At 50.0% G+C, this 16,453-nt stretch carries 15 protein-coding genes; all 15 read right to left on the reverse strand.

Features of this window, described 5'->3' with window-relative positions; translation table 11 throughout:
* Entirely contained in the window at positions 1-903 is a 903-nt protein-coding gene (miaA, locus tag AC8GFK_RS04360; RefSeq protein WP_506624820.1) for a tRNA (adenosine(37)-N6)-dimethylallyltransferase MiaA, read from the reverse strand.
* Entirely contained in the window at positions 900-2,312 is a 1,413-nt protein-coding gene (gene miaB, locus AC8GFK_RS04365) for a tRNA (N6-isopentenyl adenosine(37)-C2)-methylthiotransferase MiaB (RefSeq protein ID WP_506624821.1), read from the reverse strand. The genes miaA and miaB overlap by 4 nt, the downstream gene beginning before the upstream one ends.
* 21 nt (positions 2,313-2,333) lie before the next feature.
* Positions 2,334-3,302, reverse strand: coding sequence for an acyl-ACP desaturase (locus AC8GFK_RS04370; protein WP_506624822.1), 969 nt, complete (start codon positions 3,300-3,302; stop codon positions 2,334-2,336).
* 38 nt (positions 3,303-3,340) lie between these two features.
* Positions 3,341-4,024, reverse strand: a complete 684-nt coding sequence (trmD, locus tag AC8GFK_RS04375) for a tRNA (guanosine(37)-N1)-methyltransferase TrmD (protein ID WP_506624823.1) — start codon at positions 4,022-4,024, stop codon at positions 3,341-3,343.
* On the reverse strand, positions 4,024-4,524 hold the full coding sequence (gene rimM / locus AC8GFK_RS04380; RefSeq protein ID WP_506624824.1) for a ribosome maturation factor RimM: 501 nt from the start codon (positions 4,522-4,524) through the stop codon (positions 4,024-4,026). Before rimM ends, trmD begins: the two co-directional genes overlap by 1 nt.
* A 14-nt stretch (positions 4,525-4,538) precedes the next feature.
* The gene (locus AC8GFK_RS04385) at positions 4,539-4,778 is read right to left on the reverse strand and encodes an RNA-binding protein (RefSeq protein WP_095531284.1); all 240 of its coding nucleotides are present in this window, start codon (positions 4,776-4,778) and stop codon (positions 4,539-4,541) included.
* Between the two features lie 2 nt (positions 4,779-4,780).
* Positions 4,781-5,353 carry a 30S ribosomal protein S16 gene (rpsP, locus tag AC8GFK_RS04390; RefSeq protein WP_506625787.1) on the reverse strand — a complete coding sequence of 191 codons (573 nt, stop codon included), beginning with the start codon at positions 5,351-5,353 and terminating at the stop codon, positions 4,781-4,783.
* A gap of 199 nt (positions 5,354-5,552) precedes the next feature.
* A complete protein-coding gene (gene ffh / locus AC8GFK_RS04395; RefSeq protein WP_506624825.1) occupies positions 5,553-6,995 on the reverse strand; it encodes a signal recognition particle protein in 1,443 nt (480 codons plus the stop codon).
* Positions 6,996-7,007: 12 nt separating this feature from the next.
* On the reverse strand, positions 7,008-9,377 hold the full coding sequence (locus AC8GFK_RS04400) for a [protein-PII] uridylyltransferase (protein ID WP_506625788.1): 2,370 nt from the start codon (positions 9,375-9,377) through the stop codon (positions 7,008-7,010).
* Positions 9,311-9,649, reverse strand: a complete 339-nt coding sequence (locus AC8GFK_RS04405; protein ID WP_095673697.1) for a P-II family nitrogen regulator — start codon at positions 9,647-9,649, stop codon at positions 9,311-9,313. The genes AC8GFK_RS04400 and AC8GFK_RS04405 overlap by 67 nt, the downstream gene beginning before the upstream one ends.
* Positions 9,646-10,950 carry an ammonium transporter gene (locus AC8GFK_RS04410; RefSeq protein ID WP_095673698.1) on the reverse strand — a complete coding sequence of 435 codons (1,305 nt, stop codon included), beginning with the start codon at positions 10,948-10,950 and terminating at the stop codon, positions 9,646-9,648. Before AC8GFK_RS04410 ends, AC8GFK_RS04405 begins: the two co-directional genes overlap by 4 nt.
* 130 nt (positions 10,951-11,080) lie before the next feature.
* Complete coding sequence (ftsY, locus tag AC8GFK_RS04415; RefSeq protein WP_506624826.1) at positions 11,081-11,917, reverse strand: signal recognition particle-docking protein FtsY; 837 nt, start codon at positions 11,915-11,917, stop codon at positions 11,081-11,083.
* 19 nt (positions 11,918-11,936) lie between these two features.
* Positions 11,937-15,473, reverse strand: coding sequence for a chromosome segregation protein SMC (gene smc, locus AC8GFK_RS04420; protein ID WP_506624827.1), 3,537 nt, complete (start codon positions 15,471-15,473; stop codon positions 11,937-11,939).
* A 90-nt stretch (positions 15,474-15,563) separates the two neighbouring features.
* The gene (rnc, locus tag AC8GFK_RS04425; RefSeq protein ID WP_420021862.1) at positions 15,564-16,199 is read right to left on the reverse strand and encodes a ribonuclease III; all 636 of its coding nucleotides are present in this window, start codon (positions 16,197-16,199) and stop codon (positions 15,564-15,566) included.
* A gap of 49 nt (positions 16,200-16,248) precedes the next feature.
* Positions 16,249-16,422 carry a 50S ribosomal protein L32 gene (gene rpmF, locus AC8GFK_RS04430; protein ID WP_095673701.1) on the reverse strand — a complete coding sequence of 58 codons (174 nt, stop codon included), beginning with the start codon at positions 16,420-16,422 and terminating at the stop codon, positions 16,249-16,251.
* Between the last annotated feature and the right edge of the window lie 31 nt (positions 16,423-16,453).

Consider the following 16,453-nt stretch of genomic DNA (forward strand, 5'->3'; position numbering starts at 1 on the left):
CTAGGAGTTTATCTTCTGGAGGATAGTTTCGAGACGTGGTTGATGTTGGGCAACCCATTGAATACGCGCATCACGTGAGAACCAGGTCTCTTGGCGACGGGCATACTGACGGCTTGCGCGCTTTGTATCTTCCTTGGCTTCGATTTCACTCATGGTTCCATCACGCATCGCAATGATTTGGGCATACCCAAGTGCACGTTGAGCTGTGACTCCGTCGCGGATACCTTGAGAAATCAATCGATCTACTTCGCCGACAAAACCTGCATCCCACATGCGATCGACTCGAAGGTCGATTCGCTCGCGCAGATGCTCGCGGTCCATGACAAGGCCAAATTGAAGGGCGTCGGGATAGCGAGAACTATCTTCGCGAGGAAGATTGGCGGTAAATGGTTGACCAGTAATCTCAATAACTTCTAGCGCGCGGATGATGCGTCGTGTATTTGCTCGATCAATCGCCAAAGCTGCTGCCGGATCCAACTCTTCCAATCGAGAAAAAAGCGCAGCCGATCCAAACTCTTCCACTTCAGCCTCAAGCTTTGCGCGCACGGCAGGATCTGTATCTGGAAAATTGAGGTCATCGAGAATCGCTTTGATGTACAGGCCAGTGCCTCCCACAATCACAGCATCTTTTCCGCGGGAGTGAATTTCTGTAATCGCAGCGCGAGCATGTTCTTGATACCAAGCAACGGTGGAATCTTGATTTACATCGAGAACATCAAGAAGGTGGTGCGGGATTCCGCCACGCTCTGCTTCAGGCAACTTTGCAGTTCCAATATCCATGCCGCGATAGAGCTGCATCGAATCAGCGTTGATAATTTCAGCGCCCAGCTCTTGTGCTATTTCTATTGCGATATCGCTCTTGCCTGTGGCAGTAGCCCCACAGATGACAATTACTCGGTTCACTTTCTTACCGTTGGAATTCCAAGGGATGTAGAAGCAGGAGCTGTGCGAGCTGTGTGTGCATCTCCCCCGCGCGTGCGATGAACCGCTACGGCATCACCAATCAAATAATGGGCAGAGCTTTCAACAATCTTTACATCGACAAAGTCGCCTGGGCGAGCATCGGTATCACTACTGAAGTGCACGAGACGGAAATCTTCAGAGCGACCAGTCATTCGAGATCTCACTTCGTCGCGACGGCCTTCAATTTCAGAGACCATCACGCGATGAGTCGTACCGATTGCTTCTTCATTGACTGATTGGGAAATTTTCTGCTGATGCTCGTGAAGGCGTGTGTACCGTTCTCCCACGACATCTTCAGGAACTTGGTTCTCCATCGCTCCTGCTGGAGTTCCTGGGCGGATTGAATACTTGTAGGTGTAAGCAGCCGCGAAACGCGCTTCGGTTGCAATATCGAGAGTTCCTTGGAAATCTTCTTCTGTTTCTCCAGGGAAACCAACGATGATGTCAGTTGTAATCATCGCGTGAGGCATTGCAGTACGAACGCGATCGAGAATGCCCAGGTACTTATCGGTGCGGTATGAGCGGCGCATTGTCTGCAAAATTGCATCTGAACCAGATTGCAGTGGCATATGCAGGTGTGGCATCACATTAGCCGTTTCGGCCATAGCTTCGATGACATCATCAGTGAAATCGCGCGGATGAGGAGACATGAAACGAACGCGCTCAAGTCCATCAATTTTCCCAGCCTCGCGGAGAAGTTTTGCAAAAGCGCCTCGGTCACCAAACTCGACTCCATAGGCATTCACATTTTGGCCAAGCAGGGTAATTTCGATGACGCCTTGATCGACGAGCGCGCGCATCTCGGTAAGCACATCCGCAGCTGGTCGATCCCTTTCCACCCCGCGCAGAGTCGGAACGATGCAGAATGTACAAGTGTTATTGCATCCAACAGAGACCGAGACCCATGAAGTAAAGGCCGAGAAGCGTCGGGCAGGCAACGTGGATGGGAAGTGCTCCAGGGCCTCAAGGATTTCAATTTGTGACTCTTCTTCGATGCGGGCGCGCTCGAGCAACACTGGCAGTGAGCCCACGTTGTGAGTACCAAAGACAACATCTACATAAGGTGCTTTTTTGAGAATGATTGATTGATCTTTCTGTGCAAGACAGCCACCAACTGCAATTTGCATCGCTGGATTCTTCTTCTTGATAGGCGCTAAGAAGCTCAAATTTCCATAGAGTTTATTGTCGGCATTTTCACGCACCGCACAGGTATTAAAGACGACGATATCTGCCTGCTGGCCTTCGGGAACTGGAAGATAACCAGCTTCATCCAACAAACCAGCGATACGTTCGGAATCGTGCACATTCATCTGACACCCGTAGGTCTCAACGAGATATGTGCGCGTCATGGCGCCTATCTTATTTGAGCTTTAGTTGGTGATGCGAATTGGCTGAATGCCGCGCGCAATTTGACGCTCGAAGTGAACTTCGCGCTTATCGTTAAATGTTGCAGCCGCCTTATATGTCGTATCCATAAATGCAGCAAGCTCTTCACGCGCCTTGAGGCCATCACCAGAAAGATCGGTACGTTCGAAGACATTCCATGCACGAAGAACTGGAGCTACGACATCATCGAGATGCTGCTGCAGATCATAGATACCAGCAAGGGCAATCTGAACTGCCTTGCGTCCGAAGCCCGGCATATTTGCTCCTGGCATATCGAAGTTAGTGACGACATCTGCGATTGCGCGCATTGCAGCATTTGGTTCCATATCAAGGGCTGCTGAAAGTGTGTTGCGATAGAAGAGCATGTGGAGGTTTTCATCGAGAGCAACTCGCTGCATCATGCCTTCAGCGATTGGATCATCAGAAAGTTTTCCGGTGTTGCGGTGAGAAATACGTGTAGCAAGCTCTTGGAATGAAACGTATGCAATGGTGTGCAACATGTCGTTCTCATACGGGGTTTGATACCCGAGGGACATATGTGCCATGCGAAGATCTTCGAGTTCGTATGGATCAACTCCACGAGTTGCCATCAGGTAATCGCGAATCACAATTGCGTGGCGCGCTTCTTCAGCTGTCCAACGTTCAATCCAGTTTCCCCACGCACCGTCGCGGCCCATCGAGAGAGCGATTTCGGTGTGATAACTCGGCAAGTTATCTTCGGTAAGAAGATTCAGTACGAGTGAATCCTGGGCAACAGGAGTCAGGCGTGAATCTTTCGCTTCCCATGCATCTCCATTGAGTGGGCCTGCATAGTCGCGACCTTCAGACCATGGGACATACTCGTGTGGGTACCAGTTCTTCTGGACCTTGAGATGGCGTTCGAGTTCTACTGCTACGACTGGTTCGAGATCACGAATAAGACGTGACTGAATGCGTGCTGACTCTTCGCTCATGGGCGCAACAGTACGGCAGTGAATTGGTTACTAACGAGTTAGAGATTATCTTTCGCGCGTTGCCCCGCCTGTTGTGTGCGCCACTTCGCAATTTCGGCGTGGTTACCACTCAAAAGAATCTCGGGAACTGAGATACCGCGCCATTCTTGAGGTTTGGTGAAGTTTGGATATTCGAGATATCCCTCACTGTTATGTGATTCTTCAGCGAGCGATTCAGGGTTACCAAGAACACCCGGAATCAATCGTGTGATTGCTTCAATCATCACCATTGAAGCAACTTCTCCACCACCAAGTACAAAGTCTCCGATGGAGACTTCATGCACACGAATATTGCGAGATTGAAATTCAGGTTGTGAGTAATACTGACGAACGCGATCATCGATACCTTCATAACGACCACAGGCAAAGATCAATTGTGTAGATGAAGAGAAGCTTTCGGCCATTTTCTGATTGAAACGCTTGCCAGCAGGCGTGAGGATGATGATGTCGGCGCCATCGGCAACTACTGAATCAATTGTTTTGCCCCAGACTTCAGGGAGCATCACCATGCCGGCTCCACCGCCATATGGAGTGTCGTCGACAGTGTTGTGATTGTCATTTGTCTGAGCCCGAAGATCGTGAACAGAGATATCTACGAGTCCAGCATTCTGTGCTTTTCCAAGCAACGAAAGCTTGAGCGGTGAAAGGTATTCTGGAAATATCGAGATGACATCAATCTTCATTAGATGCTCCCATCGATTTCCGGAGGAATAACGGTCATCGTCTTCTTCTTGATATCTACGACAGGAACAAGTTGATGAACAAATGGGATCAGGACTTCACCTGATTCAGTTTTAATGACGAGGACATCTTGCCCCGGAAGATTGAGCACGTCGGTCACATCGCCGAATTCATCGCCATCGACTAAATGGGCTTTACAGCCAACCAGCTGTAAGACGTGATAATCATCTTCATCAAGCCCAGGTGCATCGATATCAACGTCTGCGTAGAGAAGCTCATTGCGTAACGTTTCAATGGCGTTGCGATCTTCAATGCCCTCGAAGCCAAGCAGGAGGATTCCGTTGTGTACACGTGCAGAAGCCACGGTTAATTCACCGTGGCTTTCTGTCTGTAAAACTGCGCCGATAGCGAAGCGATCTTCAGCTTCATCTGTTCGGACTTCGATTGTTGCTTCACCGAGAATTCCGTGAGCTTTACCGATGCGGCCCACGTTTAATTTCATGGGTGAGTTATGACTTAGCGAACCTCGTCGGTATCGATGAGATCGACACGTACTGAGCGACCAGCAAGTGCGCTTACGACTGTGCGAAGCGCCTTTGCTGTACGTCCATTACGACCGATTACCTTGCCGATATCTTCAGGATTAACACGCACTTCGAGCGTTGTGCCGCGACGGTGTGTCTTCTCCTTCACATTGACATCGTCAGGGTTATCAACGATTCCCTTTACGAGATGTTCGAGAGCTTCATCAATCATTATTACTCTGCTGCTTCTGCTGCTGGAGCTTCAGTGTCCGGAGTTGCAACAGAGCTTGCTTCGTCCGAGGTTCCAGCTGAAGTTGTGTCTTCAGCAATTTGTTCTGTAACAGCAGGTGTCTCATCTGCAGCAGCCTCAACGGGAGCTGACTCGACTACAGGTGCCGCTGCTTCTTCAACCACAGGTGCTGCCTTAGCAGCAAGCTTCTCTTGCGCCTTCTTCTTCAAAGTTGTTGCACCTTCTGCAGGTTCTGCAGCAGCAGCCTTAACTGCAGCTTCATATGCAACGCTCTTTGCAGGCTTTGGAGCCGCGAACTTAAGAGTTCCTTCAGTTCCTGGAAGACCCTTGTGCTTCTGCCAATCGCCAGTGACCTTCAAGAGCGCCTCTACAGCCTCTGATGGTTGTGCACCAACGCCGAGCCAATAGAGAGCGCGCTCTGAATTAACTTCGATGATTGATGGTTCTTGTCCTGGAACATAACGTCCGATCTCTTCGATTGAGAGTCCGTTACGAGCCTTGCGAGAATCTGTGACGACGATGCGGAAATAAGGTGTGCGAATTTTTCCCATGCGCATTAAACGAATTTTTGTAGCCAAAGAAGTAGTGCTCCTAAAAAGTATGTCGTACCAAATTGCTACAGCGGGGTGCGTAGCGAAGAGGTCCAACTGTGGATTGGATTGTTACCGGGGTAGAGGGCCCTGTAACAGGTGGCTAATCTTGCCAGTTACGCTCACAATGTGGAAATTGGTGGAAATTGGTGGAAATTGGTGGAAATCAGCCGTTTTCTAGCGCTCGTTTAGCGGGGTTTCCAGACTTCGACTTCTTCTTCTGTGGCGGGGCTGCACTTCTTGGCGCTGCAGGCAGACCTGGCATTCCTGGCGGCAGAGCCATTCCGGCCGGCATTCCCCCACCCTTACGCATCTGTTTCATCATCTTCTGAGCCGCTGTGAACTTATCGACCAGAGCATTTACATCTGAAACTTTGCGACCTGAACCAAGAGCAATACGCGCGCGGCGTGAACCGTTTAGAACTTTGAGATCTCGGCGCTCAAGCGGTGTCATTGATTGCACAATCGCTTTTGTGCGAGTGATCTCAGATTCATCGAAGTTCTCAATCTGCTTCTTCATCTGACCAGCTCCTGGCAACATTCCGAGCAATTTACCCATTGAACCCATCTTCGACATCGCTTCAAGTTGTTCGAGGAAATCATCGAGAGTGAAATCTTCACCGGCTATGAATTTCTCTTCGAGTTTCTTTGATGTATCGCCATCAAATGCTTTCTTAGCTTGTTCAGCAAGAGTTGCAACATCGCCCATGCCGAGAATGCGTGAAGCCATGCGCTCGGGATAGAAGATATCGAAATCAGAAAGCTTTTCACCGGTTGAAGCAAACATAATCGGACGGCCAGTAAGGGCTGCAATCGAAAGCGCTGCGCCACCTCGAGCATCACCATCGAGTTTTGTGAGAACCACGCCATCGAATCCAACACCGTCTTTGAATGCTTTGGCGGTCCGCACAGCGTCTTGACCGATCATGGCATCGACTACAAAGAGGATTTCATCTGGGTTTACCGCGTCGCGAATTGCAATCGCTTCCTTCATGAGCTCTTCATCAACACCTAAGCGGCCTGCGGTATCGACAATGACAATGTTGTGAAGCTTTGATTTTGCAAATGCGATTCCATCTTGAGCAACCTTTACAGGATTGCCAACGCCATTTCCTGGTTCTGGTGCAAAGACCGGAACTCCTGCGGATTCACCAACAACTTGAAGTTGATTGACGGCATTCGGGCGCTGCAAGTCTGATGCAACCAAAATCGGTGTATCGCCTTGCTCTTTATAGAACTTGGCAAGTTTTGCAGCGAGTGTTGTCTTACCTGCACCTTGAAGACCGGCGAGCATGATGACTGTTGGCGGATTCTTTGCAAAGCGAACACGACGGGCTCCCCCACCAAGAATTTCAGTGAGCTCTTGATTTACAACATCAAAGATTGCTTGTGCTTGATTGGTTCCAGATTGGAGCGTGGGTAGAACCTCAAGAGACTTCTGGTGAATTCGTTCGGTAAATCCTTCGACAACTTCGAGAGCAACATCTGCTTCAAGTAGAGCTTGGCGGATATCGGCAGTTGTTGCATCGATATCTTTCTCGGAAATCTTTCCACGCGAGCGAAGCGCGCTAAAGGCGCCGGCAAATTTGCTGGAGAGATTGTCGAACATAGTGGTGGAACTCTACTTGAGCGCAGACCTCAAACGAGTTGCCACTTCATCAGCGCGTTCAGAGCTGAGCGGACCCCCACCAATTTCTGTGACATACAAGGTATCGATCGCTTCAGCGCCAAGGGTTGTGACGATTGCTGAGCGGATATCGATATTGCTCTTAGTGATGGAATCACCGATACCAAAGAGCAAGGCAGGTCGGTCATGGCTGCGTACTTCAATAATGGTGGCGTCTGTCGCAGCATCGGCGAAGATATCGACAATCGGATCTGGCACAGGAATTGTCGGCAGTTGGGCATAAGCCTCGATGCGCTCTTCAATACGGCGAGCAAGTGAGCTCTTACTTTCTAGCGCATCATGGAGTTCCTGATGCAACTTCTTCTCCGATAACGGCGGTGCATGAGGATCGGGAATAACAATCCACTCCATCACAGCAGAATTTCCGTGAGACTTAGTACGTGCAGATCTGACATCTAGGCGTAAGAGATTGAGAACGCCTGCAACTATTGAGAGAAGTCCAGTTTTATCGGGAACGACGATTTCAATGGCATAAACGCTTTCGCGATCTTCGATTGATACAGCAAGAACTCCACTCTCCGCCTTCTGACGTTGATCTTCAGTCAGCTCGGGCTGCAGCGCCACTGTGTTATCGGTAATCGCTAGCTCTACGCGCTTTACCAATTCAGCCACCAGTGAAGCTTTCCAATCGGTCCAAGCTGCGCGGCCCGTTGCTTCACCATCAGCGATGCTGAGCGCGTGCAAGAGTTCGAGTACTTGCAGATTTGGGATTACTTCAACAACTGAGGCAATTGTTGCCGGATCATCAAGATCGCGGCGAGTAGCAGTGGCAGATAAGAGCAGATGATGCTTCACAAGAAGTTTGATAGTTTCAACATCGTCGGCGTCGAAACCAATTCGCTTGGCTAGTGGTTCAATCAGACGCATGCCGCGTTCTGAGTGATCTTCTTCTGTGCCTTTACCAATGTCATGGAAGAGCGCGCTAAAGAGCAGGATGTCAGGGCGATGCACTTGGCGTGTAAGTGCTGCGGCTTGCACTGCAGTCTCAACCATATGGCGATCAACTGTATGTCTATGCAGAACATTGCGCTGTGGCAGCGAACGTACCGCTTTCCACTCTGGAATCCAGTGAAAGATGATTTCTTCCTGATCTAGGGCTTCAAAGATCTGAACCATTGCTGAACCAGCGCCGATCAGTGAGATCAGATTCTCGCGCGCATCTCGGGGCCATGGATTTGGAAGTTGCCCGACTTTCTTACTGAGGCTTGCAGAAAGTCGTTCTAGCGAATCCATTGAAATCGGCAACCCCAGTTGAGCAGCCGATGCGGCAGCGCGCAATCCGATAACGGGATCCAGTGAGAAATCGGCATCGCCACTTATGACTACTTCTTTATTGGAAACCGAGATATCTCGAGATAGCGGAGTAGAGCGAACTTTCTTGAGGAAGCGACCAGCGCCATCTTTTCCTTTATGAGCCAGCCTGTAAAAAGTTGAGTCTAATAAGTAATCAACTGATCGAGCTGCTTGTGCAACATCGCTCATAAGCGCATCTGCATCTGTATAACCGAGATGCTCAGCAACTTTATCTTGCTCTTGAAAGAGGAGGCGATCTTTATCTCGCCCGCTGACTATGTGAAGCGCCTCGCGGACATTGGCCAGAATGGATTCGGCGACACTAATGCGTTCGATGGGTACCGCAATTGCGGATGATTTATGTATGGCGCGAAGTGAGGTGATATCGCGTAAACCTCCGCGCGCTTCCTTTAAATCAGGTTCAAGAAGGTAGGCCAGTTCTCCGATGCGCTTGTGGCGTTCAGTTAGAGATGCCTCAAGTTCTTGCAATCTGCTCTTTGAATTACGGCGCCAAGATTCAAGGGCATCCACCTGCACGGCAGCGACTAAATCGGCGCTTCCACATACAAGGCGAATATCAAGTAAGCCCATTGCAACTTTGAGATCTGAATCGGCGACATCGCGAATTTCAGAGCGAGTGCGAACCGAATGATCAATCTTTACATTCTGATCCCACAACGGGTACAGAATCTTATTAACAAGCTCGGAAAGTTCTTTTTCGGGAAGTCCTCCCGTATGAATGATGACGATATCTAAATCTGAACCTGGAGATAGCTCGCCGCGGCCGAAACCTCCGACCGCGGCGATTGCTACATCGTGCGGATTAGCGCCACTACTTGAGAAGAGAGAAGAAAGAAGCAGATCACCCTCGTTTGATCTATTGCGTCTTTCTCGTGTTCCCATGTCGCCAATCTTAGTTTGTCTTACGTGGATAGATGAAGAGACTAAATTGCGTCTGCTCCCTTTTCGCCCGTGCGTACACGAACAACCTGATCTACCGGAGTAGTCCAGACCTTTCCATCACCGATTGAACCCGTTGATGCTGCTTTGACAATGACATCTACTACTGATGCAGCGTCTTTATCATCAACGAGAACTTCGAGACGGACTTTTGGAACTAGGTCCACGGTGTATTCGGCACCTCGATAGACCTCGGTATGTCCGCGCTGGCGACCAAAACCACTGGCCTCAGAGACAGTCATACCTGTAACGCCTGCAGCTTGCAGAGCATCTTTTACTTCATCTAACTTAAACGGCTTCAGAATTGCGGTAATCAACTTCATAGTGATGCACCTCCACGTGATGAGCTTGCTAGTTCGTATGCGGATTCAGCATGTTCCTTGAGGTCGATGCCTTCGATTTCAACTTCACGTGAAACGCGGAAGCCGATTGTCTTCTCGATTGCAAAACCAATAATCAGAGTTGCAATAAATGAATATGCAGCGACTACGCCAACGCCCAGTGATTGCTTCACTAGGAGATCAGTTCCGCCGCCGTAGAAGATTCCATCGATCCCGATGCTGTTGACAACATGTGTGCCGAAGAATCCAACTGAGAGTGAGCCCCAGATACCACCGACAAGGTGAACGCCAACGACATCGAGTGAATCATCGAAGCCGAACTTGTACTTGATTCCGACTGCAAGTGAGCAGAGGATTCCTGAGATAAGTCCGATAACTACAGCAGCCCATGGAGCTACGAATGCACAAGCTGGGGTGATTGCGACAAGACCTGCAACTGCTCCAGAAGCTGCTCCGAGTGAAGTTGCATGACCGTTACGAATCTTCTCAACGAGCAACCAGCCGAGTACTGCGCCAGCTGTTGCAACTTGAGTATTCATAAATGCAAGTCCTGCGATTCCATTTGCAGCAAGTGACGATCCAGCGTTGAAGCCAAACCATCCAAACCACAAGAGTCCTGCGCCAAGCATTACCAATGGCAATGAGTGAGGACGCATAGATTCTTTGCGCCATCCGATGCGCTTTCCTAGAACGATAGCTAGCGCAAGGCCGGCAGCTCCAGCATTGATGTGAACTGCAGTTCCGCCTGCAAAGTCTTCAAGACCCTTGCCTGCAAGATAACCAGTGCCTGTAATCGTGTCGCCAACCTTGTTTCCAAATGCGAATACCCAGTGTGCAACTGGGAAGTACACAACTGTTGACCAGATAGCAACGAAGATTGCCCATGATGAGAACTTTGCGCGATCTGCAATTGCACCAGAAATAAGTGCAGGAGTGATGATCGCAAACATGAGCTGGAATGCTGCGAATACGAGAACAGGAATTGGGTAGACGCCACCGTTGTTGGTGAAGTCATTAACCATTCCGCCGAATCCGCTAAAGCCAATTCCTCCATACCAAGGTGAATCAGCTGAATGTCCGAACGCTAATTCAAATCCGTAGATAACCCAGAGAACACTTACGATTCCCATTGTGATCATCGACATCATCATCATGTTGAGAACGCTCTTTGTACGAACCATTCCTCCGTAGAAGAATGCCAAACCAGGTGTCATAAGAAGTACTAATGCAGTACTTGCTAACATCCAAGCGGTGTCTCCACCGTTAAGAACTACGTCTTCCATATCTAATCCATTTCCAAAGATGAGGGGCACTCGTCGTTGAGATGGCGTAAAGATGCATGAAGTGAGTTACATATGAAGGATTTGCAGGTTAAGAAAGGGTCACAAAATGGCCCGTTGTGTTACGAGCGGGTTACGCGAGCAGGCCGGCGATATAGGCCTCAGGCTCGAATGGGGCGAAATCCTGAGCAGACTCGCCTGTCCCGATGAACTTAATCGGAATATCGAGCTCGCTCTCGATTGCTAGGGCAACTCCCCCGCGGGCGCTTCCATCGAGTTTGGTAACAATAAGGCCGGTGACTTCAACTGCTTCACTAAAGATTTTTGCTTGCGCCAATCCATTTTGACCGGTGGTGCCATCAATCACGAGAAGAACTTCAGCAAGTGGTGCGCCCTTTTCAATGACTCGCTTTACCTTTCCAAGTTCAGCCATCAGATCGCTCTTATTGTGCAGGCGTCCTGCTGTATCAACGATCAGATATTTGCTGCCGAGTTCGACGGCGCGTTTCACGCTATCAAATGCCACTGATGCTGGTTCTGCGTTCTCTTTACCCGCAATGACTTCGACGCCAATGCGCTGGCCCCAGGTTGTCAGCTGATCAACAGCTGCAGCTCGGAAGGTGTCCGCTGCTGCCAGTGTTACTGACTCACCGTTCTTGTGGAGCAAGGTGGCAAGTTTTGCGACAGATGTTGTCTTGCCGGTTCCATTAACTCCAACGACCATGATGACATTTGTTGAAAGATCACTTCGCAGTGCACGTGGCTTTGAGGAAAGTTTTGAAGTAAGAATCTCTTTGACTGCAGATTCAGCATCATCGCCACGCATCTTCTTCGATGCAGCAAGTAGCTCGGCAACCAGTGAAGGACCTAAATCGGAGGCAAGAAGTTCGACTTCAATCTCAGACCAATCCAGGGCTGAAGCAGTAGAAGTTCCGCGAACTTTGGCGATTAACCGATTGAAGAGACCCATCGCTTACAACCTAATGAAGTTAGGCAGTTTCAGATTCGCGCAGACGCTGCGAAATAACTTCAGTCACGCCATCGCCGCGCATTGTCACGCCGTAGAGCGCATCAGCGATTTCCATGGTGCGCTTTTGGTGGGTAATGATGATCAGCTGAGAACTTTCGCGAAGCTCTTCAAGGATTGTAAGAAGACGACCGAGGTTTACATCATCGAGCGCTGCTTCAACTTCATCGAGTACGTAGAACGGACTTGGACGTGACTTGAAGATTGCGACCAACATTGCAACGGCAGTAAGTGACTTCTCTCCGCCTGAAAGGAGCGAGAGGCGCTTGACGCGCTTTCCTGGTGGTCGTGCCTCAACATCGACACCTGTATTGAGCAAATCATCAGGGTTGGTGAGGAAGAGGCGACCGTCTCCACCTGGGAAGAGGCGCGAGAAGATATCTTTAAAGTGTTCTGCAACTTCTTCGTATGCTTCCATGAAGATCTGCTGTACTCGATCATCAACTTCCTTGATGATGTCAAGGAGATCCTTCTTAGTGCGCTTGAGATCTTCCAGCTGTTCAGCCAAGAACTTCAAGCGTTCTTCGAGGGCGTTGTACTCCTCGAGAGCGAGTGGGTTGATCTTTCCGAGCAAGGTCAATGAGCGCTCAGTTGCTGCCAGGCGCTTCTCTTGTTGATCGCGACGATAAGGAATGAGTTCGGTGGCAACGATTTCGCCCTCTTCGGTTTCGATAAATGTTGGGACATCTTTATCAGGACCGTATTCAGCCACGAGAGTTGGGATATCAATGCCAAGTTCTTCCACAGCCTTGGTCTGAAGAGCTTCAACACGCATACGTTGCTCTGCGCGAGCAATTTCGTCGCGGTGAACACTTGAGGTGAGCTGATCAAGTTCTTGTGTGAGTTCGCGGTTACGAGCACGAACCGTGAGGGTCTCGCCTTCGCGATCTGATCGAGCGTTCTCGAGTCGGGTGCGCTCTGTCTGTGCTTTTGCGATAGAGCGTTCAATATTGATAAGTGCTTCATAGGCGGCCTCTGCGATCGCCTGCGAAATTACTGCTCCTCGTGCACGTGCACCGCGACGAGAGACAGCGCGTTCTGATGCTTCACGTTCAGCCTTTGCGGATTCTTCAAGAGCAAGTGCGCGTGCTGCAATCGATGCCACTCGCTCTTCAGAGGTGCGCACTGCAAGACGTGCTTCTACTTCTGCAGTACGAGCATTTGATACATCGTTACGGAGAGTTTCAGCGCGTGCGTGATCAGGTTCTGCAATCTCGCCATGGTTCTGCATCTGATTTGAAGCGATAGAAAGTTCGTTCTCATCGCGTGACTTTGCAGCCGTTGCCTCATTAATTGCAACGGTAAGGCGTTCAACTTCGGCAGTTGCAGATTTGATGTTCTGACCAGAGACTGCAAGTTGCTCTGTAATCGCTGCAATGCGAGCATCAGATTCGTTGAGCTTTCCGAGCGCTGTATCAAAGGCAGCTTGTTTTGCTTCTACCTCTGTTGCAGCTGTTGAGATTTCAAATTTAAGTCGATCACACTTGTGGTTAAGGTCTTCGAGCTTCTTAGCGAGGTCATCGACAAGCGCCTTGATTTCGATCAGTGAAGTAGAGGAAGCGGAACCACCACGTGCACGGTGAGATGTAATGACATCACCATCACGTGTAACTACGGTTACATGTGGGTGCTGGCGAAGGATTGATTCAGCGCCCCGCGCATTGTCTGCAACGACTGTTGTTGCAAGAAGAGAAGCGAGAAGTTCTGAGATTTCAGATGAGCGAACATGGCTAAGAAGTGATGTTTGGCCTGAAGGGGTTTCGCCACCCGTGCGCTGACCTGGTTCGTAGACCAAGACATCTGCCTGGCCCAAGTTCTCGCTGCGAAGAGTTGTGAGCGCACTGACAGCAGATGAAAGATCTTTAACAACTACTGCATCTGCGAGCGAGCCAAGTGCTGCTGCAGTTGCAGCCTCCCAACCAGAATCAATCTGAATGAGTGAGGCGATGCTTCCAAGTATCTGAACGCCACGGGAATCACGGATAAGAGCTGCTGCCCCGTCTCGTGAATCGGATGTAAGGCGCATCGCTTCAAGCTTTGATTCGGTGGCATTGCGTTCGCGATCTGCGGCGCGTTCTGCATCAACGAGTTCAGCGTGAGCTTTCTTAGCTGCATCGAGTGAATTCTTTGCGCCTTCGAATTGTGAATCGAGACCTTGTTCGCCAGCATCGGCGTTTCCGATCTCCATCTCAAACTTTGCATAATCGCTCTTTGCTGAATCAACGCGTGATTGTGCTTCTGCGCGAGCTGCTGCAAGTCGAGATATTTCCTCGGTGATTGCTTCAAGGCGGGCAGCAAGAGATTTGATATGTCCCTCTTGGCGCGCAGTACCTTCACGCTGATCTGCAATTGCGCGCATTGCAGCAGCAATAGTGTCTTCTTCAGCTTTGAGTGCAGCTTCTGATGTAGCAAGTGCTGCAGTCGATGCAGCTAGCGCGTTCTGCGCTTCAACAACTGCCCTACGAAGTTGGGCTTCTTCTTGGCGAAGAGTTGCTGCTTCTTGATCGAGCGCTTCAGGATCACGTCCTGCGCTGCGCGCTTCTTCTGCCTCTTCAGCAAGGAAGCGTGAGCGTTCCTGCGCTAGAGATTGAGTTCCGCGGAACTTCTCGCGAAGACCGCTAAGTGAATAGAAGTTCTCTTGCGCCTTAATAAGAAGCGGGCTTTCAAAGGCAGACTGTGCGTCGAGCTCTTCTTCGCGACGACGTACCTTGTCGAGTTCGCCTTCAACATCTGCGCGACGCTCGCGTAGCGCGTTCTCGTCTGCAACTTCTGCATCCAGTGTCTTTGAAAGAGAGATGTAATCATCGGCAAGCAGACGCAACTTCGCGTCGCGTAAATCAGCTTGGATTGTTGCCGCCTTCTTTGCGACCTCAGCTTGCTTACCCAATGGGCGAAGTTGGCGACGGAGTTCGACGGTGAGATCGTTTACGCGAGCAAGGTTCGCCTGCATCGAGTCGAGCTTACGAATCGCCTTCTCTTTACGCTTGCGGTGCTTGAGTACACCTGCAGCTTCTTCGATAAATCCGCGACGCTCTTCAGGTGTTGCCATCAAGATTGCATCAAGTTGGCCCTGGCCAACGATGACGTGCATCTCGCGACCGATACCTGAATCGCTCAAGAGTTCTTGGATATCAAGAAGACGTGATGCTTCTCCATTGATCTGATATTCGCTCTGTCCATTGCGGAAGAGAATGCGAGAGATAGTTACTTCGGTGTAATCGATAGGGAGCGCGCCATCGGTGTTATCAATTGTTACTGCCACTTCTGCACGGCCTAGTGGTGCACGACCAGAAGTTCCGGCGAAGATAACGTCTTCCATCTTTCCGCCGCGAAGTGACTTTGCACCTTGTTCACCCATAACCCAGGTGAGTGCATCAACGACGTTTGATTTTCCAGAACCGTTAGGACCGACCACGCAGGTGATTCCGGGTTCGAGGCGAAGAGTGGTCGCCGAAGCAAAGGATTTAAATCCTTTGAGGGTGAGGCTCTTCAAATACACGCGGTTAACCTATCGTTGCGCGAGCCATTGGTATAAAAGCGACTCGGTTCAAGTTCTACTTGAGGGTTTGTCTTAACTGCAGGGTTTTGACTAAGAAATCTGTTGTTGCGAAAGTAATTCGAAGGCGGTGCGCGCAGCAGATTGTTCTGCCTCTCGCTTGCTCTTTCCAAGGCCTTCTGCAACTGCTTCACCCAAAACCATTGCGACAGCAGTGAAACTCTTATCGTGATCTGGGCCGGTTTCTGTCACTACATATTCTGGTGAACCTTTACCGAGTGAAGCAAGGAGTTCTTGGAGTGCGGTCTTTCCATCAAGTCCTGCGCCTTTTGCCATCGCACTTTCGAGAGTATCGGCGATCAATCGGTTGACGACAGTTGTGCATTCGGCAAAACCGCGTTCGAGATAGATAGCGCCAATAAGAGCTTCAAGTGCATCGGCAAGAAGTGAGTTCTTATCGCGACCATTGGTGACTTCTTCGCCCTTTCCAAGGCGGATGTACTTACCTAGATCGAGAGTTCGAGCGATATCTGCGAGCGCACGCATATTGACGATGCCAGAGCGCAGCGGAGAGAGACGACTTTCGTCGAGATCTGGATATTTAAGATAGAGCTCTTCAGTAACAATGAGACCAAGAACAGAGTCACCTAGAAATTCAAGGCGTTCGTTAGTGGTTGTAATACCTGTCTCATACGCAAAAGAGCGATGGGTAAAAGCTAACTCGAGCAGTTCAGGAGAAAGTTCAACGCCTAATTGCTCAAGAAGTTTTGAGAACAGATCAGACCTCGAGAACCTGACGGCGGTTGTATGTACCGCATGTAGGGCATGCAACGTGGTTGAGCTTTGGAGCCTGGCACTGTGGGCAGGTTGAGATTGCTGCAGCAGTTGTCTTCCACATGCTTCGACGTGAACGTGTCTTCGAACGAGACATCTTTCGCTTTGGTACTGGCACGGTAATCGTCCTTAATCTTCTTAGGTTCTAT

Origin of the sequence: Planktophila turicensis (SeqCode) (assembly GCF_965234405.1) — a bacterium.
Lineage (GTDB): Bacteria > Actinomycetota > Actinomycetes > Nanopelagicales > Nanopelagicaceae > Planktophila > Planktophila turicensis.

Coding starts and splice junctions, on each gene's coding strand:
- miaB (WP_506624821.1), bottom strand. CDS start 2,312: ATGACGCGCACATATCTCGTTGAGACCTACGGGTGTCAGATGAATGTG.
- AC8GFK_RS04370 (WP_506624822.1), bottom strand. CDS start 3,302: ATGAGCGAAGAGTCAGCACGCATTCAGTCACGTCTTATTCGTGATCTC.
- trmD (WP_506624823.1), bottom strand. CDS start 4,024: ATGAAGATTGATGTCATCTCGATATTTCCAGAATACCTTTCACCGCTC.
- rimM (WP_506624824.1), bottom strand. CDS start 4,524: ATGAAATTAAACGTGGGCCGCATCGGTAAAGCTCACGGAATTCTCGGT.
- AC8GFK_RS04385 (WP_095531284.1), bottom strand. CDS start 4,778: ATGATTGATGAAGCTCTCGAACATCTCGTAAAGGGAATCGTTGATAAC.
- rpsP (WP_506625787.1), bottom strand. CDS start 5,353: ATGCGCATGGGAAAAATTCGCACACCTTATTTCCGCATCGTCGTCACA.
- ffh (WP_506624825.1), bottom strand. CDS start 6,995: ATGTTCGACAATCTCTCCAGCAAATTTGCCGGCGCCTTTAGCGCGCTT.
- AC8GFK_RS04405 (WP_095673697.1), bottom strand. CDS start 9,649: ATGAAGTTGATTACCGCAATTCTGAAGCCGTTTAAGTTAGATGAAGTA.
- AC8GFK_RS04410 (WP_095673698.1), bottom strand. CDS start 10,950: ATGGAAGACGTAGTTCTTAACGGTGGAGACACCGCTTGGATGTTAGCA.
- ftsY (WP_506624826.1), bottom strand. CDS start 11,917: ATGGGTCTCTTCAATCGGTTAATCGCCAAAGTTCGCGGAACTTCTACT.